22 protein-coding genes are annotated in these 21,274 nt (G+C 41.3%); 12 read left to right on the top strand and 10 right to left on the bottom strand.

Features of this window, described 5'->3' with window-relative positions:
* Positions 1 to 206 precede the first annotated feature (206 nt).
* The 3 genes from arcC (at position 207) to QM887_RS06225 (ending at position 4,103) form a co-directional block, all read left to right on the top strand.
* The gene (gene arcC, locus QM887_RS06215; RefSeq protein ID WP_414270997.1) at positions 207 to 1,154 is read left to right on the top strand and encodes a carbamate kinase; all 948 of its coding nucleotides are present in this window, start codon (positions 207 to 209) and stop codon (positions 1,152 to 1,154) included.
* A 94-nt stretch (positions 1,155 to 1,248) separates the two neighbouring features.
* A complete protein-coding gene (locus QM887_RS06220; protein ID WP_414270998.1) occupies positions 1,249 to 2,757 on the top strand; it encodes a YfcC family protein in 1,509 nt (502 codons plus the stop codon).
* Positions 2,758 to 2,774: 17 nt separating this feature from the next.
* Entirely contained in the window at positions 2,775 to 4,103 is a 1,329-nt protein-coding gene (locus QM887_RS06225) for a dipeptidase (protein ID WP_414270999.1), read from the top strand.
* Between the two features lie 449 nt (positions 4,104 to 4,552).
* Here QM887_RS06225 and QM887_RS06230 read toward each other — a convergent pair whose 3' ends face one another.
* From QM887_RS06230 to QM887_RS06240, 3 genes are all read right to left on the bottom strand, one after another.
* The gene (locus tag QM887_RS06230; RefSeq protein ID WP_414271000.1) at positions 4,553 to 6,097 is read right to left on the bottom strand and encodes a peptide chain release factor 3; all 1,545 of its coding nucleotides are present in this window, start codon (positions 6,095 to 6,097) and stop codon (positions 4,553 to 4,555) included.
* Positions 6,098 to 6,303: 206 nt separating this feature from the next.
* Positions 6,304 to 6,996, bottom strand: coding sequence for a TIGR02206 family membrane protein (locus tag QM887_RS06235; RefSeq protein WP_414271001.1), 693 nt, complete (start codon positions 6,994 to 6,996; stop codon positions 6,304 to 6,306).
* 34 nt (positions 6,997 to 7,030) lie between these two features.
* Entirely contained in the window at positions 7,031 to 7,705 is a 675-nt protein-coding gene (locus tag QM887_RS06240; protein ID WP_414271002.1) for a TIGR02206 family membrane protein, read from the bottom strand.
* Positions 7,706 to 7,917: 212 nt separating this feature from the next.
* Here QM887_RS06240 and gatC point away from each other — a divergent pair, with 212 nt between their 5' ends.
* The 9 genes from gatC to nusB all read left to right on the top strand — a co-directional run bounded on the left by gatC (position 7,918) and on the right by nusB (position 15,194).
* Positions 7,918 to 8,220, top strand: a complete 303-nt coding sequence (gatC, locus tag QM887_RS06245) for an Asp-tRNA(Asn)/Glu-tRNA(Gln) amidotransferase subunit GatC (protein ID WP_004251926.1) — start codon at positions 7,918 to 7,920, stop codon at positions 8,218 to 8,220.
* On the top strand, positions 8,220 to 9,686 hold the full coding sequence (gene gatA, locus QM887_RS06250; protein WP_414271003.1) for an Asp-tRNA(Asn)/Glu-tRNA(Gln) amidotransferase subunit GatA: 1,467 nt from the start codon (positions 8,220 to 8,222) through the stop codon (positions 9,684 to 9,686). The genes gatC and gatA overlap by 1 nt, the downstream gene beginning before the upstream one ends.
* Positions 9,686 to 11,131, top strand: coding sequence for an Asp-tRNA(Asn)/Glu-tRNA(Gln) amidotransferase subunit GatB (gatB, locus tag QM887_RS06255; RefSeq protein ID WP_414271004.1), 1,446 nt, complete (start codon positions 9,686 to 9,688; stop codon positions 11,129 to 11,131). The genes gatA and gatB overlap by 1 nt, the downstream gene beginning before the upstream one ends.
* Positions 11,132 to 11,183: 52 nt before the next feature.
* Positions 11,184 to 11,576 (top strand): hypothetical protein, encoded by a 393-nt coding sequence (locus QM887_RS06260; protein ID WP_414271005.1) that lies wholly within the window; start codon positions 11,184 to 11,186, stop codon positions 11,574 to 11,576.
* A 50-nt stretch (positions 11,577 to 11,626) separates the two neighbouring features.
* Positions 11,627 to 12,583, top strand: a complete 957-nt coding sequence (locus QM887_RS06265) for a TIM44-like domain-containing protein (protein ID WP_414271006.1) — start codon at positions 11,627 to 11,629, stop codon at positions 12,581 to 12,583.
* A gap of 9 nt (positions 12,584 to 12,592) precedes the next feature.
* Entirely contained in the window at positions 12,593 to 13,720 is a 1,128-nt protein-coding gene (locus tag QM887_RS06270; protein ID WP_414271007.1) for an SPFH domain-containing protein, read from the top strand.
* An 80-nt stretch (positions 13,721 to 13,800) separates the two neighbouring features.
* Positions 13,801 to 14,361, top strand: a complete 561-nt coding sequence (gene efp, locus QM887_RS06275; protein ID WP_000568646.1) for an elongation factor P — start codon at positions 13,801 to 13,803, stop codon at positions 14,359 to 14,361.
* Positions 14,362 to 14,389: 28 nt separating this feature from the next.
* Positions 14,390 to 14,779, top strand: coding sequence for an Asp23/Gls24 family envelope stress response protein (locus QM887_RS06280; protein ID WP_049548992.1), 390 nt, complete (start codon positions 14,390 to 14,392; stop codon positions 14,777 to 14,779).
* Entirely contained in the window at positions 14,772 to 15,194 is a 423-nt protein-coding gene (gene nusB / locus QM887_RS06285) for a transcription antitermination factor NusB (protein ID WP_414271008.1), read from the top strand. Before QM887_RS06280 ends, nusB begins: the two co-directional genes overlap by 8 nt.
* A 121-nt stretch (positions 15,195 to 15,315) precedes the next feature.
* Here the strand turns inward: nusB and QM887_RS06290 are convergent, their stop codons facing one another.
* From QM887_RS06290 to fabG, 7 genes are read right to left on the bottom strand one after another with little or no spacing between them, the layout of a single operon-like run.
* Positions 15,316 to 16,083 carry an acetyl-CoA carboxylase carboxyl transferase subunit alpha gene (locus QM887_RS06290; RefSeq protein ID WP_414271009.1) on the bottom strand — a complete coding sequence of 256 codons (768 nt, stop codon included), beginning with the start codon at positions 16,081 to 16,083 and terminating at the stop codon, positions 15,316 to 15,318.
* Positions 16,083 to 16,946: an acetyl-CoA carboxylase, carboxyltransferase subunit beta gene (gene accD / locus QM887_RS06295; RefSeq protein WP_004251892.1), complete on the bottom strand. Its 864-nt coding sequence runs from the start codon at positions 16,944 to 16,946 to the stop codon at positions 16,083 to 16,085. The genes QM887_RS06290 and accD overlap by 1 nt, the downstream gene beginning before the upstream one ends.
* A gap of 34 nt (positions 16,947 to 16,980) precedes the next feature.
* Positions 16,981 to 18,348 carry an acetyl-CoA carboxylase biotin carboxylase subunit gene (gene accC / locus QM887_RS06300; protein WP_414271010.1) on the bottom strand — a complete coding sequence of 456 codons (1,368 nt, stop codon included), beginning with the start codon at positions 18,346 to 18,348 and terminating at the stop codon, positions 16,981 to 16,983.
* Positions 18,349 to 18,359: 11 nt separating this feature from the next.
* On the bottom strand, positions 18,360 to 18,782 hold the full coding sequence (fabZ, locus tag QM887_RS06305) for a 3-hydroxyacyl-ACP dehydratase FabZ (RefSeq protein WP_000565515.1): 423 nt from the start codon (positions 18,780 to 18,782) through the stop codon (positions 18,360 to 18,362).
* Complete coding sequence (gene accB / locus QM887_RS06310; protein ID WP_414271011.1) at positions 18,779 to 19,258, bottom strand: acetyl-CoA carboxylase biotin carboxyl carrier protein; 480 nt, start codon at positions 19,256 to 19,258, stop codon at positions 18,779 to 18,781. The genes fabZ and accB overlap by 4 nt, the downstream gene beginning before the upstream one ends.
* Before the next feature lie 2 nt (positions 19,259 to 19,260).
* Complete coding sequence (fabF, locus tag QM887_RS06315) at positions 19,261 to 20,496, bottom strand: beta-ketoacyl-ACP synthase II (protein WP_414271063.1); 1,236 nt, start codon at positions 20,494 to 20,496, stop codon at positions 19,261 to 19,263.
* 22 nt (positions 20,497 to 20,518) lie between these two features.
* A complete protein-coding gene (gene fabG / locus QM887_RS06320; RefSeq protein WP_414271012.1) occupies positions 20,519 to 21,253 on the bottom strand; it encodes a 3-oxoacyl-[acyl-carrier-protein] reductase in 735 nt (244 codons plus the stop codon).
* Positions 21,254 to 21,274: the final 21 nt, after the last annotated feature.

Here is a 21,274-nt window from a genome sequence, read left to right on the forward strand (position 1 = left end):
GAGTTGGAATTTGAAACCAGTCACATTCAAGCTACTAGCTTAACATTCAACCCAAACCTCATAACAAAAAATTAACTGCCTCCCCAGTTATTTATATGTCTAGAATTCCAACTCTGCTCGTTTGTAGAAAGCCTTCTTTCTCAACTACCAAATCCAATCATTTAACCAAATCTTGGTTTTAGCCTATCTCAAAGAAAGGAGCGCTCATGTCACATCGTAAAATTGTTGTCGCTCTTGGAGGGAATGCTATTCTCTCTACCGATCCATCTGCTCAAGCCCAAGAAGCAGCTCTAGCTGAAACAGCTCGCCATCTGGTAAAACTAATCCAAAACGGTGATGAACTCATCATCACACACGGAAATGGACCGCAAGTCGGTAACTTGCTTCTCCAACATCTAGCAGCCGATTCCGAAAAAAATCCAGCCTTCCCTCTAGACTCACTCGTAGCCATGACTGAAGGTAGTATCGGTTTTTGGCTCCAAAATGCTTTAGATAATGCTTTGCTTGATTTGAAATTGGAAAAACCTGTTGCATCTGTTGTAACTCAAGTAGTCGTAGACAAAGATGATCCTGCATTTCTTAACCCAAGCAAACCAATCGGTCCTTTCTACTCAGAAGAAGATGCCAAAGCAGAAAGTGAAAGAACTGGTGCTACCTTCAAAGAAGATGCAGGTCGCGGTTGGCGTAAAGTAGTTGCTTCGCCAAAACCTATTCACATCAAAGAAATCGATAGTATCCGAGCATTGCTAAACGCAGGTCAAGTTGTTATCGCTGCAGGCGGTGGAGGTATTCCTGTAATTGAAAATGAAAACGGTTACCTATCAGGGGTAGAAGCCGTTATCGATAAGGACTTTGCATCTCAGCGCTTGGCAGAACTGGTTGAAGCCGATCTCTTTATCGTTTTGACTGGCGTAGATTATGCTTATGTCAACTATAACAAACCAAATCAAGAAAAATTGGAGCAGGTAACTGTTAGCCAACTCCAAGAATACATCCAAGAGGGGCAATTTGCTCCTGGTAGTATGCTACCAAAAATCCAAGCTGCCATTGATTTTGTAACCAATCGTCCAGCAGGAAAAGCCGTCATCACTTCCCTCAGCAATTTGGGAGCCTTGATTGAATCTGATAGCGGAACAATCATCGTTAAAGATTAGCATCTTAGTGATACTTTACAAGAAAGTTTAGTCAGCACTCTTGCCACCATCATTCGTTTTTATACTGTGTGACATAGTTTAGGAGGAAAAACAAATGAGTGAAAATAAAAAAAGGTTTCAAATGCCTTCATCATACACTGTTTTGATCATCATCATTGCCATTATGGCATTTTTGACCTGGGTCATTCCTGCAGGTAAGTATGATACCAATGAAGCAGGTAACCTCATCGCAGGTACCTATCAAACTGTTGACTCTAATCCTCAAGGGATTTACGATGTCTTTATGGCCCCAATTCGTGCCATGCTCGGTCACAAACCAACTAGCGCAGCAATCGACGTTGCCTTCTTTATCCTTATGGTCGGAGGTTTCCTTGGTGTCGTAAACGCTACTGGTACACTCGATGTAGGAATTGCCTCCATCGTTAAAAAATACAAGGGCCGCGAAAAAATGTTGATTCTCATCCTCATGCCCCTCTTCGCACTTGGAGGAACTACCTATGGTATGGGGGAAGAAACCATGGCCTTCTATCCCCTTCTTGTCCCTGTAATGATGGCAGTTGGTTTTGACAGTATCACTGCCGTAGCCATCATCTTACTAGGTTCTCAAGTTGGTTGTTTGGCATCTACATTGAATCCATTTGCTACTGTTATCGCCTCTGATACTGCAGGAATCTCTTCTATGGATGGGGTTATTCTCCGTGTTATCTTCTGGTTTGTAATGACAGGTATCAGCACTTACTTTGTCTATCGTTATGCAGAAAAGATTCAAAAAGATCCTACTAAATCACTCGTTTACGCTCAACGCGAAGAAGATATCAAACACTTTAATGTTTCAGAAAACGATGATGCACCATCTACTTTGAGCAAGAAACAAAAACATGTCCTCGCTTTGTTTGTATTAACCTTTATCATTATGATTGCAAGTTTCATCCCTTGGGTTGATTTGCATGTTACTGTATTTGAAGACTTCAAGAATTGGTTAATCGGCCTTCCTGTAATTGGAGGAGTTATCGGTTCATCTGCTCAACCATTTGGTAGCTGGTACTTCCCAGAAGGCGCTATGCTCTTTGCTGTTATGGGGATTTTGATCGGTGTTGTCTATGGTCTCAAAGAAAGCAAGATTGTCTCAACCTTCTTAACTGGTGCTGCAGATTTGCTTTCAGTTGCCTTGATTTGTGCGGTTGCTCGTGGTATCCAAGTTATCATGAACGATGGTATGATTACTGCAACCATCCTACATTGGGGTGAAGTTGGCCTTCAAGGTCTTTCTCCTCAAATCTTCATCGTATTGACCTATATCTTCTACCTACCTATGTCCTTCCTCATTCCTTCTTCATCTGGTCTTGCTAGTGCAACTATGGGTATCATGGCTCCTCTTGGAGAGTTCGTCAATGTTAAAGCAAGCCTTATCGTCACTGCCTACCAATCTGCATCTGGTGTCCTTAACCTTGTGACTCCTACTTCAGGTATTGTTATGGGTGCTCTTGCTCTTGGTCGTGTCAGCCTTGGAACTTGGTGGAAGTTTGTTGGAAAACTCGTCATCGTCATTGTCGTTGCAAGTATTCTACTTCTTATCTTAGGTACCTTTGTGCCATTCTTATAATAAAGAGGGAAATATGGATGAAATCCTATATTACAGAATCAATCAAAGAGGATTTTCTTCAAAGTTTGAAAACAATCATCTCTTATCCTTCTGTTCTCAATGAAGGTGAAAATGGCACACCCTTTGGTCAAGCAATTCAAGATGTCCTGAAAAAAACGCTGGACTTATGTCAAGAACTTGGTTTTAAAACCTACCTTGATCCTCAAGGATATTATGGGTATGCAGAAGTTGGTGAGGGGGATCTCCTTGCCATCCTCTGCCACCTAGATGTAGTTCCTGCAGGCGATTTGACAGACTGGGAAACTCCTCCATTTGAAGCTAGTATCAGAGATGGGCGGGTTTATGGTCGGGGTTCTCAGGATGATAAAGGACCTTCTCTTGCAGCCCTTTACGCAGTCAAAAGCCTGCTTGACCAAGGAATTCAATTCAAAAAACGGGTTCGGTTCATATTTGGCACTGATGAAGAAACACTTTGGCGTTGTATGTCAAGATATAATGCCATTGAAGAACAAGCCAGCATGGGATTTGCTCCTGATTCATCGTTCCCATTAACCTATGCAGAAAAAGGACTCCTTCAGGTCAAACTTCATGGACCTGGATCAGAACAACTCGCCTTAGATATAGGTGGAGCTTTCAATGTCGTTCCTGATAAGGCAACCTATCAAGGACCACTTATGGATCAGATCCAGGCAGGCCTCATATTTGCTGGCTACGATTATCAACAAAATGACCAGAACCTTACTGTTCTAGGACTATCTAAGCATGCCAAGGATGCTAGCCAAGGGATTAATGCAGTCATTCGACTAGCCACCGTGCTTGATTCCATTCAATCCCATCCTGCACTGACATTTCTTGCCAAAGAAGTTGGTCAAGATGGTCAAGGAAAAGGAATCTTTGGTGATATCAGCGACCAGCCTTCTGGACATTTATCCTTTAATGTGGCCGCCTTAACCATTACTCCCGAAAGTTCTGAGATTCGAATTGATATCCGAATCCCAGTCCTTGCAGACAAGGATGCCCTTGTTCATCAGCTGATAGAGTGTGCAAAATCTTACCAACTTAGCTACCAAGAATTTGACTACCTGGCACCACTTTACGTTGCAAGAGATAGCACACTCGTCACTACTCTCATGCAGGTTTATGAAGAAAAAACTGGTGACAAGAGTCCCGCTCTATCATCTGGCGGTGCAACCTTTGCACGTACCATGCCAAACTGTGTCGCTTTTGGCGCCCTCTTCCCAGGAAGAGAGCAAACAGAACACCAAGCAAATGAATATGCTATCTTAGATGATCTCTATCATGCTATGGATATCTATGCTGAAGCTGTTTACCGATTAGCGACCTAAAAGACCTCCTAAACTCCGTCCCAAATCGGGACGGAGTTTTAGGAAAATTCTAAATAGCAAGCTACAACAAAAGCCAAGGAAGGGATTTTCTTGGCTTTTTGCAATAGTTTTAAGATAAGTTACCAACTCAGATACTCTTTTACTACGACACGAAAACGCGAAAAAGTCCACGAATCGAAACTATTCGTGGACTTTGCCTAGTGAAGCGTTTAAGTAAACTGTCTTAGCGGTTAGTGCTTATTAGATTACGACACGGAGTTTTTTAAATCGATTCTATTTGCTAAACGTAGTTAGTGAGACAGTCAGCTAGACCACTCGTAAATGTTACGATACGAAGAGGCGAAAACGATTATTTTTCGCCGATGAGTTAGTAAGGCAGTTAGCTAGGCCGCAAAATAGCGGCTAGCGTCCAACAATTAGGAACTTCAGTTCCAATTGTTGGTACTGAGTTACATCTTTTCTTCCAACTCTACATCTGGATACTTGTCCGCAAACCAGCGGAGAGCAAAGTCATTTTCGAAAAGGAAGACAGGTTGGTCAAAGCGGTCTTTAGCCAAGATGTTTCGACTTGAAGACATACGTTCATCTAAATCTTCTGGTTTAATCCAACGAACTGTCTTTTTACCCATTGGAGTCATGACGACTTCTGCGTTATACTCGCCTTCCATACGGTGTTTAAAGACTTCGAACTGGAGTTGTCCAACAGCACCTAGCATGTACTCACCTGTTTGGTAATTCTTATAAAGCTGGACGGCTCCTTCTTGTACCAACTGTTCCATGCCTTTGTGGAAGGATTTTTGCTTCATAACGTTCTTAGCAGAAACTTTCATGAAGATTTCAGGGGTAAAGGTTGGTAGTGGTTCAAACTCAAACTTGTTTTTGCCAACAGTCAGCGTATCTCCAACCTGGTAGGTACCTGTATCATAAACCCCGATGATATCTCCAGCTACGGCATTGGTGACATTCTCACGACTTTCGGCCATAAATTGGGTGACATTAGAAAGTTTAGCTCCCTTACCAGTACGAGGGAGATTGACACTCATTCCACGCTCAAATTCACCCGATACAATACGAACAAATGCGATACGGTCACGGTGTCGAGGGTCCATGTTGGCTTGAATTTTAAAGACAAAACCTGAGAAATCCTTATCATAAGGGTCGACAAGTTCACCGTCTGTTTTCTTGTGTCCATGAGGTTCTGGAGCAAACTTAAGGAAAGTTTCAAGGAAGGTCTGCACCCCAAAATTAGTCAAGGCCGAGCCAAAGAAGACTGGTGTCAAATCACCTGCAAGAATGGCTTCCTCTGAGAATTCATTTCCTGCTTCATTCAAAAGCTCAATATCATCTTTCACTTGCTCATAGAAAGGGTTGCTAGCAAAGAGTTTATCGCCATCTTCTAGGCTGGCAAAACGTTCATCCCCTTTGTAGAGTTCCAAACGTTGGTTATAAAGATCATAAAGTCCTTCAAAGGCTTTCCCCATCCCGATCGGCCAGTTCATTGGGTAACTTGCGATGCCCAATACTTCTTCCAATTCTTGCAAGAGGTCTAGTGGCTCGCGACCGTCACGGTCCAGCTTGTTCATAAAGGTAAAGACTGGAATCCCGCGGTGTTTAACAACCTCAAACAATTTCTTAGTTTGGGCCTCGATACCCTTGGCAGAGTCCACGACCATGACCGCAGCATCCACCGCCATCAAGGTACGATAGGTATCCTCTGAGAAGTCCTCGTGCCCTGGAGTATCTAGAATGTTGACGCGCTTGCCATCATAGTCAAACTGCATGACAGATGAGGTTACCGAAATCCCACGTTGTTTCTCGATATCCATCCAGTCTGACTTAGCAAAGTTTCCTGTTTTCTTCCCTTTTACAGTACCTGCCTCACGAATCTCTCCCCCAAAGTAGAGCAATTGCTCTGTAATAGTCGTTTTACCCGCGTCCGGGTGAGAGATGATAGCAAAGGTACGGCGTTTCTTAATTTCTTCTTGAATAGTCATATTTCTCTTTCTTTCTAATTTTTTTAATTATTTCAATTTATAATCACTCTTTATTACATCGGACCCTAACATTCCTTTCAACACTCCATTATATCGGATTTTAGAGAGTTTTTCAATCGCTTATAAAAGAAAAGCAGGTCAAGATACTAGACCTGCTCTTCAGATTTTTTTGTTGATTATTTATATCTATCACTCGTAATATCGCTTCACAGATGAATCGTTTCTAGAGCAATTTTCTTTTCCCAACGTTTTTTAAACAAAATATCAAAGAGCACTAGAGTTGCAGATAGAATGATTGAAACCAGAAGATACTTGATCCAAATAGGAGCATCTGGGATAAAAGGCGTAGTATTCAAAAGCCCGTAATTCCCACCTGTCACTTGATTGACTCCAACTAGGAAAAGATTAAGAATAAAAGTGTAGGCGATAATGCGATACTTTTTAAGCAGAGTCTTATCGTAGTGATTCATGAGATAGACAAGTGAATTTACCAGGAGAGCATAATGTCCAATCAGGAATGAAAAACTGGTAATATGTGGAAAGTCATAAGGATCAAAAACCGGATAGCCCAAGGCAAATACTGCTCCACTAGCTCCCATAAGGGCAAAATACTGCTTGGTTTTCCATTTGTCTGGCAAGAATACAACAGCGAACATAGCCAAACGGCAATGGTAAAGAGGCAGACTATTTGAAAATGGAATGCTAAAACCAATATACCAAGTGTAAAGAGCTAGCAGTTGCGCTATTTGAATCAACTTAAATAATCGAACAAATTTGGGATTTTTGTAGTAAGTAAGAGAAGCATAAATAGACAAGGCAAGAAGGCCTATCATGACACCGTACCAAAAAATCGGAATAGGCGGTGGTGTGGTTTGGGTTCTTGTAATAAAATGATGCATAAAATCTCCTTAAAATAATTAATTCATTTGTTCGCTAACTATTATTATGTTTATATTTGACGAGTTGATTGATAAGGATGAGAATACCTGTCATCAAACTAGTTACTATCAAATAATTAACCAAACCGCCATGATCCCCAATCACAGGAGGCTTGCTCATGAAGCCATAATTCCCTCCTGTTGCAAGATTAGCTAGAAAGATAATAGCATTGACGCCAAAGGTCATCTGGCAAATCTTCCAAATATCCCTATTTTCAACTTGATAGTATCTGACAAGATAAATCAAGCAATTTGCTAAGAGGGCCCAGTGTCCGAAAACATTGTTCACAGACGAAACATGAGGAAAAGGAAAAGGATAAAAGACTGGATAAACCAAGGCCATGATCGAACCAAAAACTCCCACTAAGGCAAAATATTGATTGAAAAAGGTCTTATTAGGGGCAAAAAGAATCATCCACATAGCCATACGACTGTGGTAAAAAGGGAGAGCCTCAGACAAGGGCAGACGTGCAGCAATATACCAAGCGTTGATAATCAGCAATTGAATCAATTGACCCCAATACCAAAAATCTCGATAAGGTTTAGAGTTTGCATAGCGAATTGATAAAACTGTTATAACTAGCAGAGAAATCGGCAACAAAATGTACCATGGCCCCAAGTGTGGAGGGACTGTTTTTTTACTGGTAAAAAGTAAATCCCAAAGTGTCATGTTTCACCCCTAATGTATTTTCATTTGATCAATCATCCAACTCGTTTTCCAACTTAAAACGACTCTTAGTCTTTCCTCTAATTTCAACCATTATATCGAATTAAAAACCTTTTTTCAATTTCTGTTTCTTTTTAGCTTAGCTCACCTTATTTATAGGAAAATATGGTAAAATAGAACAGATAAATAATCATCATTTCACGAAAGGATACCCGATGAAAATTACGCAAGAAGAGGTAACTCACGTTGCCAATCTTTCAAAATTAAAATTCTCAGAAGAAGAAACTGCTGAGTTTGCGACAACCTTGTCTAAGATTGTTGATATGGTCGAATTGCTCGGTGAAGTCGACACTACTGGTGTTGAACCAACGACTACCATGGCAGATCGTAAGACCGTTCTTCGCCCAGACGTAGCCGAAGAAGGAACTGACCGTGATCGCTTATTTAAAAATGTACCTGAAAAAGATAACTACTATATCAAGGTACCAGCTATCCTGGATGATGGAGGAGATGCCTAATGACTTTTAACAATAAAACGATTGAAGAGTTGCACAACCTCCTTGTATCTAAGGAAATTTCTGCAACAGAATTAACCCAAGCAACACTTGAAGATATCAAGTCTCGCGAGACAGCTATCAATGCTTTTGTTACCATCGCTGAGGAGCAGGCTCTTGCTCAATCCAAAGCTATTGATGAAGCTGGAATTGACGCTGACAATATCCTTTCAGGAATTCCGCTAGCTGTTAAGGATAATATCTCTACAGACGGCATCCTCACAACTGCAGCCTCAAAAATGCTTTATAACTACGAACCAATATTTGATGCAACAGCTGTTGCCAATGCAAAAGCCAAGGGCATGATTGTTGTTGGGAAAACCAACATGGACGAGTTTGCCATGGGTGGATCAGGTGAGACTTCTTACTACGGTGCTACTAAAAATGCTTGGGACCACAGCAAGGTTCCTGGTGGATCATCAAGTGGTTCAGCTGCAGCTGTAGCTTCTGGACAAGTCCGTTTATCACTTGGTTCTGATACTGGTGGTTCTATCCGCCAACCTGCTACCTTTAACGGGATTGTTGGTCTAAAACCAACTTACGGAACAGTTTCACGTTTCGGTCTCATTGCCTTCGGTAGCTCGCTAGACCAGATTGGACCTTTTGCTCCGACTGTTAAGGAAAATGCCCTCTTGCTCAATGCTATTGCCAGCGAAGATGCTAAAGACTCTACTTCTGCTCCTGTCCGCATTGCTGACTTTACTTCAAAAATCGGCCAAGACATCAAGGACATGAAAATCGCTTTGCCTAAAGAATATCTTGGCGAAGGGATTGACCCAGAAGTTAAGGAAACCATCCTCAAAGCCGCTAAGCACTTTGAAAAACTTGGTGCTATCGTCGAAGAAGTCAGCCTTCCTCACTCTAAATACGGTGTGGCAGTCTACTACATCATTGCTTCTTCAGAAGCTTCTTCAAACTTGCAACGCTTTGATGGTATCCGTTATGGCTACCGTGCAGAAGATGCAACTAATCTTGATGAAATCTATGTAAACAGCCGTAGCCAAGGTTTCGGTGAAGAGGTGAAACGCCGTATCATGCTTGGTACTTTCAGTCTTTCATCAGGTTACTATGATGCCTACTACAAGAAAGCTGGACAAGTCCGTACCCTCATTATACAAGATTTCGAAAAAGTCTTTGCAGATTACGATCTCATCCTTGGTCCAACAGCTCCAAGCGTTGCCTATGACTTGGATTCGCTCAACCATGATCCAGTTGCTATGTACTTGGCTGACCTCTTGACTATTCCTGTCAACTTGGCTGGTCTACCAGGTATTTCTATTCCTGCAGGTTTTGTCCAAGGTCTACCAGTAGGACTCCAATTGATTGGTCCTAAATACTCAGAAGAGACTATCTACCAAGCTGCTGCTGCTTTTGAAGCAACAACAGACTACCACAAACAACAACCCGTGATTTTTGGAGGTGATAACTAATGAACTTTGAAACAGTCATTGGACTTGAAGTCCACGTAGAGCTCAACACCAATTCAAAAATCTTCTCACCTACTTCTGCCCACTTCGGAAATGACCAAAATGCCAACACAAATGTGATTGACTGGTCTTTCCCAGGAGTTCTGCCAGTTCTCAATAAGGGTGTTGTCGATGCCGGCATCAAGGCAGCTCTTGCCCTCAACATGGACATCCATAAGAAGATGCACTTTGACCGCAAGAACTACTTCTACCCTGATAATCCCAAAGCCTACCAAATCTCTCAATTTGATGAACCAATCGGTTACAATGGATGGATTGAAGTGGAGCTAGAAGACGGTACGACCAAGAAAATCGGTATTGAACGTGCACACTTGGAAGAAGATGCAGGTAAAAACACACACGGAACAGATGGTTACTCTTATGTTGACCTCAACCGTCAAGGGGTGCCATTGATTGAGATTGTATCTGAAGCAGACATGCGTTCACCAGAAGAAGCTTATGCTTATCTAACAGCTCTTAAGGAAGTGATCCAGTATGCTGGTATCTCTGACGTTAAGATGGAAGAAGGTTCTATGCGTGTAGATGCCAACATTTCTCTTCGTCCTTATGGTCAAGAGAAATTCGGTACCAAGACAGAGTTGAAAAACCTCAACTCCTTCTCAAACGTGCGTAAGGGGCTTGAATACGAAGTCCAACGCCAGGCTGAAATCCTACGCTCAGGTGGTCAAATCCGCCAAGAAACACGTCGTTACGATGAAGCTAATAAAGCTACTATCCTCATGCGTGTCAAGGAAGGGGCTGCAGACTACCGCTACTTCCCAGAGCCAGACCTACCACTCTTTGAAATCTCTGATGAGTGGATTGAAGAAATGCGTACTGAATTGCCAGAGTTTCCAAAAGAACGCCGTGCGCGCTATGTATCTGATCTTGGCTTGTCAGACTACGATGCTAGCCAGTTGACGGCGAACAAGGTCACTTCTGACTTCTTTGAGAAAGCTGTTGCCCTCGGTGGTGATGCCAAACAAGTCTCTAACTGGCTCCAAGGTGAAGTCGCTCAATTCTTGAACGCCGAAGGTAAGACACTGGAACAAATCGAATTGACACCAGAAAACTTGGTTGAAATGATTGCCATCATCGAAGACGGCACGATTTCATCTAAGATTGCCAAGAAAGTCTTTGTCCATCTAGCTAAAAATGGCGGTGGAGCTCGTGAATACGTTGAAAAAGCAGGCATGGTTCAAATCTCAGATCCAGAAATCTTGATTCCAATCATCCACCAAGTCTTTGCGGATAACGAAGCCGCAGTTGCCGACTTCAAGTCAGGCAAACGCAATGCAGACAAAGCATTTACTGGATTCCTTATGAAAGCAACCAAAGGACAAGCCAACCCACAGGTTGCCCTTAAACTCCTTGCCCAAGAATTGGCTAAGCTGAAAGAGAACAAGTAAATATACTTTCGTTAATAGCCTTTTCTACTAAAAAATAGAATAAGGAGAATAAATGAACAAATTTTTACGAGTACTATTTATTTTAGTTATTATCGCCATGTTGGGTGCTTCTATTCTACAAATCTTTCTCCCATCATATATGGGAGAGCATTCTGGTTACGGTTTTTCTGCAGGATGGCAAAGAGAAATTGGAATTTGGAATCTAGCTGTCTTAATTATTATTCTTGCCGTTAATATTAAGTACGATTGGTTTTACCTGCGAATTGCCCTTCTTGCCCTCATTATTGGTGGTATAGGAATAGGAACAAATCATTTGTTAAATTTTATTGAATATCATTCTCCTGTTAATGCAATTGGTGCTATCGAGAATTATATACTCGTATTTGGTTGGATTATAGGATGGTTTATTGAAAATAAAACTATAAAACTCCAAAACTCTTTATAGACATAAAATTTAGCAAAAACTATTTTTGTACTCACATAGTTAGGAGACATATGAAAAAGTTATATACTCTTCTCGCCACTTGTTTATTGTTGTTCTTCTTCACACCATTTAACTCAATTGATGCTGGCGTTGGCCATTCGCGAAGTGGTAGCTCTAGCCGAAGCAGTTCAAGAAGTAGCAGCCGCAGTAGCTCAAGTCGCAGCTCCTCTTATAAAAGTAGCTATCGCTCTGGAAGTAGCTCCTCTAGTTCAGGTGGTTCTTTAGGTACTGGTATGAACATGCTTATCATGTTTGGTGTTGGAGGTTTCTTACTCTACATGTTCATCAAATATCTAAGCGACCAGAATTCATCTTCTGGCAAGTCTTACGGTAGTTCAACTGGATATAATCCACCTAGCCATCGTCGAGTAGAACACAACACACTAGCTGTTAGTCGTATCAAATATGGCGATCCAAACTTTGATGCTGATGCCTTCGCTTCATGGGTTAAAGAGGTCTATATTCAGTTGCAGGCAGCCTGGACTAAAAAGGATTGGAATTTGGTTCGCTCTCTCGAAAGTACTAGTCTCTATTCCCAACATAGTACACAACTCGAAGATCATATTCGGGCAAAAACAACCAATGTTTTAGAAAAAGTCTATGTTGAAAATATCCGCATTAAAGATTTCTATGAAAATCATGATGGAAATGATACCCTTGTTGTTATCCTATCATCTACACTCAGAGACTATGTCATTGAAGACCAAAGCAAACGTGTTATCGAAGGTAATCCTCAAGAGGACTTGTTTACAGTCTATCAAATGAACTTTATCCGTAAACACGGAAGTCAAACTGAGCTAAATATCAATGATAAAGCCATTAGTGACCACTGTCCAAACTGTGGTGCACCATTGAAAATCTCAGCTATCAGTAAATGTGACTATTGTGATGCTGATCTAACACGTAGTCCAAACCAATGGGTACTCGATACCTACGATGTCGTGGATGAAGACGAACTTTATAATTAGGAGGAAATTATGGGATTTATTCGTGCTGCCCTATCTTCAGGGCTTAATAGTTTCAACGATAGCAAATTTAAAGAAGCTATTGTTCTTCCAAACAACCTAACAGCTGATGCTTTGGCCATTAAAGGACAACTCCTTACAAAAGATCCAGATGGCACCTCTAGACAAAGCAACCAGAATACCGGACTTTTAACAGACGGTTCTGTGGTCATTGTCCCACAAGGTTATGTAGCTGTTCTTGTCAACAACGGAACCTTCCTTGGTGATGTCTTAGAAGCTGGTAGCTACGAATGGCGTTCTGGAGATAATGCCTGGCTTCTTGAAAAGGGTGGTATAAAGGGGACTTGGGAAAATTTCAAAAACCGCTTCTCTTTTGGTGGTCAAGTCATTACCCAACAAGAAATCATCTTTATCCGTATGCAACCCGTTGCCGGTAATAAATTCGGTACACAGAATGCTGTAGAATACTTCAGTGAACGTTACCAACAATTGCTCAATATTCGTTTCTACGGCTTGTTTGATATCAAAGTTGCTGATCCAGTCCTATTTTATGTCAGCTCCATCAGTCAACAAATTGAAGATCATAGAGCATTTACCTTGAAAGATATCGCTCAGGGAACTCTCAGACAAAATATCTCTCCTAAAATTGCTATTGCAATCGCCAAATTTACAAATGAAAACCGAGTTGATATCTATAGCCTTAATGCCAATCAAGATACTTTTAATGAGCTGGCAAAACAAGAGGTTAATAAGGTATGGACTGGACTTTATGGGATTGAAACAACCAACATCCTACTTGAAGATTTGAGCTATGATCAAGAAAGCTTAGATATTGTCCGTAAGCTTGATAGCGAACTTGTCGCTATGAAGTACAATACGATTGAGATTGAAGAACGTCGTGCTCGTAATGAAGCTCTCATCGCTGCTGCTAACAACGAAGGCAATGGCAATGGTATGAACATGATTATGGGAATGAATCTAGGACAAACACTTGGCGGTCAACTCAACCAACAAGCCAAAACTCAAGCTCCTGTTCAAAATAACGGGCAAACTGCAAGCAAGAACTTTTACATCGAGGTAGACGGTAAGTATGTTCTCGTAACCAAAGATGAAGAAGGAAATATCGTACCTGTCAACTAATTCAAGCTAATCTGATATTTGAGAATTACTGCGTTTTATGGTACAATAAAGAGTAAACTATTTATTAAAGAGGTAAAAACATGATTGAAGCAAGTAAACTAAAGGCTGGTATGACCTTTGAAACAGCAGAAGGAAAATTGATCCGCGTTTTGGAAGCTAGCCACCACAAACCAGGTAAAGGAAACACTATCATGCGTATGAAATTGCGTGATGTCCGTACTGGTTCAACATTTGAAACAAGCTACCGCCCAGAAGAAAAATTTGAGCAAGCGATTATCGAAACAGTTCCAGCTCAATACTTGTACAAAATGGACGACACAGCTTACTTCATGAACACAGAAACTTACGACCAATACGAAATTCCTGTTGTGAATGTTGAAAACGAATTGCTTTACATCCTTGAAAACTCAGATGTAAAAATCCAATTCTACGGAACTGAAGTAATCGGTGTAACTGTACCAACTACTGTTGAATTGACAGTTGCTGAAACACAACCATCTATCAAAGGTGCTACTGTTACAGGTTCTGGTAAACCAGCAACAATGGAAACTGGTCTTGTCGTAAACGTTCCAGACTTCATCGAAGCAGGTCAAAAATTGATTATCAACACTGCAGAAGGAACTTACGTTTCTCGCGCCTAATCTCTAGAAACTAGAAAGAGGTCATTCTATGGGAATTGAAGAACAACTTGGCGAAATCGTCATCGCCCCACGTGTACTAGAAAAAATCATTGCTATTGCAACTGCGAAAGTTGAAGGCGTACACTCTTTTTCAAACAAATCAGTATCTGACACCCTTTCAAAACTTTCTCTTGGTCGTGGCGTATATCTAAAAGAAGCCAACGATGAACTTACAGCTGATATCTATCTCTACCTAGAGTACGGTGTCAAAGTTCCTAAGGTTGCTATGGCTATCCAGAAAGCTGTTAAGGATGCTGTCCGTAACATGGCTGATGTTGAAATCACTGCCGTCAACATTCACGTTGCTGGTATCGTTCCAGATAAAACACCAAAACCAGAATTGAAAGACTTATTCGACGAGGACTTCCTCAATGACTAGTCCATTATTAGAATCAAGACGTGAGCTACGTAAATGTGCTTTCCAAGCTTTGATGAGTCTTGAATTTGGTTCAGATCTAGAAACTGCTTGTCGCTTCGCTTATACTCATGATCGAGAAGACGACGAGGTAAAACTCCCTAGCTTCCTAATCGATCTTGTATCTGGTGTTCAAGCTCAAAAAGAGGAACTAGACAAACAAATCACTCAGCATTTAAAGTCTGGTTGGACGATTGATCGTTTAACCTTAGTTGAAAAGAATTTATTGCGTTTAGGAGTTTTCGAAATCACTTCCTTTGATACTCCTCAACTTGTAGCTGTGAATGAAGCTATTGAACTTGCAAAAAGCTTTTCAGATCAAAAATCAGCCCGTTTCATTAACGGACTACTCAGTCAATTTGTAACTGAAGAAAATTAAATATAAAAAGTGTTTGACAGATATCAAACACTTTTTTATTTCACTTCAATCAAATGAATGGTTCTTTTCGAGAACAAGAAAAAGCTAGAACTTATAGTTAGTTCTAGCTTTTTTATATTTCTTAATATTTTCTAAAGCGTTGGTAACGTTCCTCAATGAGCTGCTCTAGTGGCAGTTTACCAAGTTCATCAAGTTCTGCTCGGAGTTGTTCTTTGACTTGCTTGATCAAATCTTTACTTGATAGACCTACCTCAGAGATAACCTTATCAACAATTTTCATATCTAGCAATTCGAAAGAAGTAATTTTCATCAACTCTGCAGCTTCCATGGCACGACTGCCATCCTTCCAAAGAATAGACGCAAAGCCTTCAGGACTAAGAACTGCATAGATCGAATTCTCTAACATCCAAACACGGTCAGCTACTGCAAGAGCTAAAGCCCCTCCTGAGCCACCTTCACCAATAATAATAGCGATAATCGGTACCTTGAGGTCGCTCATCTCCATAAGGTTACGAGCAATAGCTTCACCTTGGCCACGCTCTTCTGCTCCGACACCAGGATAGGCACCAGCCGTGTTGATAAAGGTTACAACAGGACGACCAAATTTTTCAGCCTGCTTCATCAAGCGAAGGGCTTTTCGATAACCTTCAGGATGAGGTTGTCCAAAGTTACGGTTAAGATTATCCTGTAAGCTTTTACCTTTTTGAATTCCAACAACAGTTACTTCTTGGTCTCCCAACCAACCGATACCACCAATAACAGCACCATCATCTCGAAAAGAGCGATCACCATGTAGCTCTACAAAGTCATCAAATATTCCTGTTGCGAAGTCCAAGGCAGTTAAGCGGGTTTGTTCACGTGCTTCTCTAACGATTTTTGCAATATTCATCAACAATCCCCCTTATGTAACCTTACTAATCGAGCAATCATATCTGGCAATTCTCTCCGTTTAACAATCGCATCCACAAATCCATGTTCTAACAAAAACTCTGCCTTCTGGAAATCCTCTGGCAAATCTTCCCTTACAGTATTTTCAATGACACGACGTCCAGCAAATCCTACTAAACTTTGAGGTTCTGCCAAGATAATATCCCCTTCCATAGCAAAGGAAGCTGTAACACCACCAGTTGTTGGATCAGTAAGGATTGTTAGGTAAAAGAGACCTGCATTGGAATGACGTTTGACTGCTGCAGAGATTTTAGCCATCTGCATCAAACTCATGATTCCTTCTTGCATACGTGCTCCACCAGATGCTGTAAACAAGACGACTGGTAATTTTTCAGCTGTCGCGTATTCAAACAAACGAGTGATTTTTTCACCAACTACTGTTCCCATAGATGCCATGATAAAATTAGAATCCATGATTCCGAGAGCAACTTTTTCGCCCTTAATCAAAGCAGTTCCTGTAACAACAGCCTCATCAAGACCTGTTTTTTCACGCATAGAGGCTAATTTTTTCTGGTAGCCTGGAAATTCCAATGGATCCTGTGTCTCAATTCCTGTAAACATCTCTAGGAAGCTTCCCATATCAATGGTTAAAGCAAGACGCTCTTGAGCTGAAATACGGAAGGTATAGCCACAGTGAGGACAAATACGGTCACTCCCCAAATCCTTTTGGTAAATGGTATGTTTACAACCTGGACATTTTGAGAAGAGTTCGTCTGGAACCTCAGGCTTGGCTTGGGGCTTTTCTCTAAGTGAACGATTTGGATTAATTCGTATATATTTATCTTTTTTACTAAATAGAGCCATACATCCCCCTTTTCAGTCTCATATTCTTTTTACATTATTCTTTTTCTTGATAGTGTGGTAAGAAAGTTTCCATCAAGAATGAAGTATCGTAGTCCCCTGCTATCACACGACGATCTGAAATCAAATCGAGTTGAAAATCAGCATTGGTGACGACCCCTTCAATTTCGAGTTCATAAAGAGCTCTTTGCATTTTCATGAGTGCATCAAAACGATTTTCACCATGAACAATAATTTTAGCAATCATACTATCATAGTATGGTGGAATGGTATAGCCTGGATAAACTGCAGAGTCAACACGCAAGCCAACACCACCGCTTGGTAGATAAAGATTAGTAATCTTACCTGGGCTCGGTGCAAAATTAAAGGCTGGGTTTTCTGCGTTGACACGGCACTCAATAGCATGTCCTTTTAGAACAATATCTTCTTGTTTCAGAGTCAAAGGTTGACCTGACGCAATACGGATTTGTTCCTTGACAATATCCACACCAGAAACAAATTCGGTTACTGGATGTTCTACTTGGACACGAGTATTCATCTCCATAAAGTAGAATTTGCCACTTGCTTCATCTAGTAGGAATTCAATAGTACCAGCATTTTCATAACCAACAGATTCCGCTGCACGGACTGCTGCAGCACCAATTTCATTACGCAGTGTTTTCCCAATAGCAATCGAAGGACTTTCTTCTAAAACCTTTTGGTTATTCCGCTGAAGCGAACAGTCACGCTCACCTAGGTGAATCACATGTCCCATCTGGTCAGCAAGAATCTGTACCTCAATGTGGCGAGCAGGATAAATCACGCGCTCTAGGTACATAGCCCCGTTACCAAAGTTTGCTTTAGCTTCACTAGAGGCTGTTTCAAAGGCTGATACAAGGTCTTCTGCTTTTTCAACCTTACGAATCCCTTTACCACCACCTCCAGCTGAAGCCTTCAGCATAACTGGATAACCAATTTTTTCGGCAACACCCAGAGCCTCTTCTGCAGTATGGACTTCTCCATCTGATCCTGGAATGACAGGCACATTAGCCTTAATCATTTGAGCACGGGCGTTAATTTTATCTCCCATGACATCCATTACTCGAGCTGATGGCCCAATAAATTTGATACCGACTTCTTCACACATAGTTGCAAATTTGGAATTTTCACTTAAAAAACCAAATCCAGGGTGAATAGCTTCAGCTTCAGTCAAGACCGCAGCTGATAGGATGGCATTGATGTTCAGATAAGATTCTGTAGCCTTCCCAGGGCCGATACAGATAGCCTCATCAGCCAAAAGCGTGTGGAGAGCTTCCTTGTCAGCAGTCGAATAGACAGCGACTGTTGCGATTCCTAACTCTCGTGCCGCACGAATAATACGAACAGCAATTTCACCACGATTGGCAATTAAAATCTTACGAAACATGGAAAACCTCCCTAGTTTCCAATAGCAAAGGTCAAAGTACCGCTTGCTGCAAGCTTACCATCTACTTCTGCCTTCGCTTCTACTACGGCGATTGTGCCACGACGTTTGACAAAAGTTGCTGTCATGACAAGCTGATCACCAGGAACAACTTGTTTCTTAAACTTAACCTTATCCATGCCAGCATAGAAAACAAGTTTCCCTTTGTTTTCAGGTTTAGACAATTCCAAAACACCTGCTGTCTGAGCCAAGGCTTCCATAATGAGGACTCCAGGCATAACTGGGTATTGAGGAAAATGACCATTAAAGAAAGGTTCGTTAATCGTTACATTTTTAATAGCAACAATTGTATCTTCACTAACTTCTAAGACACGATCTACTAAGAGCATGGGATAACGGTGTGGCAAAGCTTCTTTAATTCCTTGAATATCAATCATTTGATACGTACCAAGCCTTTCCCAAACTCAACCATTTCTTCATTTTCAACAAGAATTTCTGTTACGACACCGTCTTTAGGTGCTGGAATTTCATTCATAACTTTCATAGCTTCAATGATGACCAAGGTTTGGCCTTTTTTTACAGTATCACCAACTGAAACAAAATTAGGTTTGTCTGGTTCAGCAGCCAAGTAAGCAACTCCGACAAGTGGACTTTCTACAAGGTCCCCCTCAGCTACAGATTCACTAGCGCTTGATTCTGAAACTGCTTCTACAGCTGGTGTAGTTTGAGCTTGTGGTGCAACTGTAGGTGCAGCTACTGGAACTACAGGTTGAGGTGCTGGACTTGTTTCTGCCACAAGTTTCGCTTCATTCTTACTGAAGACCAACTCGTCCGTTCCATTTTTATAAGAAAATTCTTTCAAGCTCGACTGGTCAAATTGTGCCATCAAGTCTTTGATTTCATTTAAATTCATCTTTACTTATTCTCCCAACGTTTGAAAGCAAGAACTGCATTATGCCCACCAAATCCAAAAGTATTTGAGATAGCATAAGGAATTTCACGTTCCAAGCCTTGTCCATAAATAACGTTTGCTTCAATGTAGTCTGACACTTCTGTTGTCCCAGCTGTCATTGGAACATAGTTGTTACGGATTGCTTCAATTGTTGCAATGGCTTCAACTGCACCTGCTGCACCTAGCAAGTGTCCTGTAAATGACTTGGTTGAAGATACAGGTACTTCCTTACCAAGAACCGCTACGATAGCACCACTTTCTCCCTTTTCATTAGCAGGAGTTGATGTACCGTGAGCATTGACATAAGCTACTTGGTCTGGTGTGATTTCAGCTTCCTCCAAAGCCAGTTTGATAGCTTTAATAGCACCTTGGCCTTCTGGATGTGGTGAAGTCATATGGTAGGCATCACAAGTGTTCCCGTAACCAACAACTTCCGCTAGGATAGTTGCTCCGCGTTTTTCAGCATGTTCTAAGCTCTCAAGAACCAACATCCCTGAACCTTCACCCATGACAAATCCATTACGGTCTTTATCAAATGGAATAGAAGCACGAGTTGGATCCTCTGTTGTTGAAAGAGCTGTTAAGGCTTGGAAACCAGCAATTGCAAATGGAGTAATTGAAGATTCTGATCCACCAACTAACATGATATCTTGGAAACCAAATTTGATAGAACGGAAGGCATCTCCGATAGCATCATTTGATGAAGCGCAAGCTGTGTTGATAGATTTACAGATACCATTGGCACCAAAGCGCATAGCTACATTTCCTGCAGCCATATTTGGCAAAGCTTTTGGAAGTGTTAATGGTTTAACACGTTTTGGCCCTTTTTCGTGAAGTCGAAGGACTTGGTCTTCGATTTCTCTGATTCCACCGATACCTGATGCAACAATGACACCAAAGCGGTCTTTATCAAGTGCTTCTACGTCAAGATTAGCATGGTCAACTGCTTCTTGAGCAGCATACAAGGCATACAAAGAATAATCATCGAAACGATTGGTATCTTTTTTTACAAAATATTTGTCAAAAGGAAAATCATTAATCTCTGCTGCATTATGGACGTCAAAAGCACTGTGATCAAACTTGGTGATTTCACCAATTCCAATCTTTCCATTCTTTAAACTGTTCCAAAATTCTTCTGGCGTATTCCCAATTGGAGATGTTAATCCATAACCTGTTACTACTACACGATTTAGTTTCATTTTCATACCTCTATTTTAACTCTTATTGCATGGTAAGTCCACCATCAATTGCAATGACTTGTCCCGTTAGATAATCTTGGCTTGCAAGAAAGGCTGTGACCTCTGCCACTTGCTCAGCTTGACCAAATTGTTTCATCGGAATTTGTGCCAACATAGCATCTTTTACCTTATCAGATAGGACTGCAGTCATATCTGATTCAATCATTCCTGGAGCAATGGCATTGACACGCACATTACGATTGGCTACCTCACGTGCTACTGATTTGGTAAATCCGATTAGACCAGCCTTAGATGCAGCGTAGTTCGCTTGACCGATATTTCCCATCAAACCAACGACACTGGACATATTGATAATGGCCCCTTCACGAGCTTTTATCATCTGCTTCAAGACTGCTTGCGTCATATTGAACGCTCCCGTTAGATTGACTTTCAAGACCTTCTCAAAATCTTCTTCTGTCATCTTCAGCATGAGAGTGTCTTGAGTAATCCCGGCGTTATTCACTAGGACGTCAACTGAACCTAGCCCTTCAATGGCTTGATCCACCATTCGTTTTGCATCCGTAAAATCAGAAACATCACCAGAAATAGCAAGGACCTTCACCCCGTATGGTTTAAATTCGTCTAGAAGCTCCTCGGAGATTTCACCACGACTATTCAAGACAACGTTGGCTCCCAAGCTGGCAAATTTATGAGCAATGGCAAGACCAATTCCTCGACTTGAGCCCGTAATAAAGACATTTTTCTGTTCTAGTTTCATTTTTCTCCTTTCAGAACTTCT

It is taken from the genome of Streptococcus infantis (genome assembly GCF_047460875.1).
GTDB lineage: Bacteria > Bacillota > Bacilli > Lactobacillales > Streptococcaceae > Streptococcus > Streptococcus infantis_AA.

What these genes read in the sequence shown, in the direction of transcription:
- arcC (WP_414270997.1), top strand. Translation starts at nt 207, where the DNA reads ATGTCACATCGTAAAATTGTTGTCGCTCTTGGAGGGAATGCTATTCTC.
- QM887_RS06290 (WP_414271009.1), bottom strand. Translation starts at nt 16,083, where the DNA reads ATGAATATTGCAAAAATCGTTAGAGAAGCACGTGAACAAACCCGCTTA.
- accC (WP_414271010.1), bottom strand. Translation starts at nt 18,348, where the DNA reads ATGTTTCGTAAGATTTTAATTGCCAATCGTGGTGAAATTGCTGTTCGT.
- efp (WP_000568646.1), top strand. Translation starts at nt 13,801, where the DNA reads ATGATTGAAGCAAGTAAACTAAAGGCTGGTATGACCTTTGAAACAGCA.
- gatB (WP_414271004.1), top strand. Translation starts at nt 9,686, where the DNA reads ATGAACTTTGAAACAGTCATTGGACTTGAAGTCCACGTAGAGCTCAAC.
- gatC (WP_004251926.1), top strand. Translation starts at nt 7,918, where the DNA reads ATGAAAATTACGCAAGAAGAGGTAACTCACGTTGCCAATCTTTCAAAA.
- fabG (WP_414271012.1), bottom strand. Translation starts at nt 21,253, where the DNA reads ATGAAACTAGAACAGAAAAATGTCTTTATTACGGGCTCAAGTCGAGGA.
- QM887_RS06230 (WP_414271000.1), bottom strand. Translation starts at nt 6,097, where the DNA reads ATGACTATTCAAGAAGAAATTAAGAAACGCCGTACCTTTGCTATCATC.
- accD (WP_004251892.1), bottom strand. Translation starts at nt 16,946, where the DNA reads ATGGCTCTATTTAGTAAAAAAGATAAATATATACGAATTAATCCAAAT.
- QM887_RS06265 (WP_414271006.1), top strand. Translation starts at nt 11,627, where the DNA reads ATGAAAAAGTTATATACTCTTCTCGCCACTTGTTTATTGTTGTTCTTC.
- QM887_RS06260 (WP_414271005.1), top strand. Translation starts at nt 11,184, where the DNA reads ATGAACAAATTTTTACGAGTACTATTTATTTTAGTTATTATCGCCATG.
- QM887_RS06270 (WP_414271007.1), top strand. Translation starts at nt 12,593, where the DNA reads ATGGGATTTATTCGTGCTGCCCTATCTTCAGGGCTTAATAGTTTCAAC.
- fabF (WP_414271063.1), bottom strand. Translation starts at nt 20,496, where the DNA reads ATGAAACTAAATCGTGTAGTAGTAACAGGTTATGGATTAACATCTCCA.
- nusB (WP_414271008.1), top strand. Translation starts at nt 14,772, where the DNA reads ATGACTAGTCCATTATTAGAATCAAGACGTGAGCTACGTAAATGTGCT.
- QM887_RS06225 (WP_414270999.1), top strand. Translation starts at nt 2,775, where the DNA reads ATGAAATCCTATATTACAGAATCAATCAAAGAGGATTTTCTTCAAAGT.
- fabZ (WP_000565515.1), bottom strand. Translation starts at nt 18,782, where the DNA reads ATGATTGATATTCAAGGAATTAAAGAAGCTTTGCCACACCGTTATCCC.
- QM887_RS06235 (WP_414271001.1), bottom strand. Translation starts at nt 6,996, where the DNA reads ATGCATCATTTTATTACAAGAACCCAAACCACACCACCGCCTATTCCG.
- QM887_RS06280 (WP_049548992.1), top strand. Translation starts at nt 14,390, where the DNA reads ATGGGAATTGAAGAACAACTTGGCGAAATCGTCATCGCCCCACGTGTA.
- gatA (WP_414271003.1), top strand. Translation starts at nt 8,220, where the DNA reads ATGACTTTTAACAATAAAACGATTGAAGAGTTGCACAACCTCCTTGTA.
- accB (WP_414271011.1), bottom strand. Translation starts at nt 19,258, where the DNA reads ATGAATTTAAATGAAATCAAAGACTTGATGGCACAATTTGACCAGTCG.
- QM887_RS06220 (WP_414270998.1), top strand. Translation starts at nt 1,249, where the DNA reads ATGAGTGAAAATAAAAAAAGGTTTCAAATGCCTTCATCATACACTGTT.
- QM887_RS06240 (WP_414271002.1), bottom strand. Translation starts at nt 7,705, where the DNA reads ATGACACTTTGGGATTTACTTTTTACCAGTAAAAAAACAGTCCCTCCA.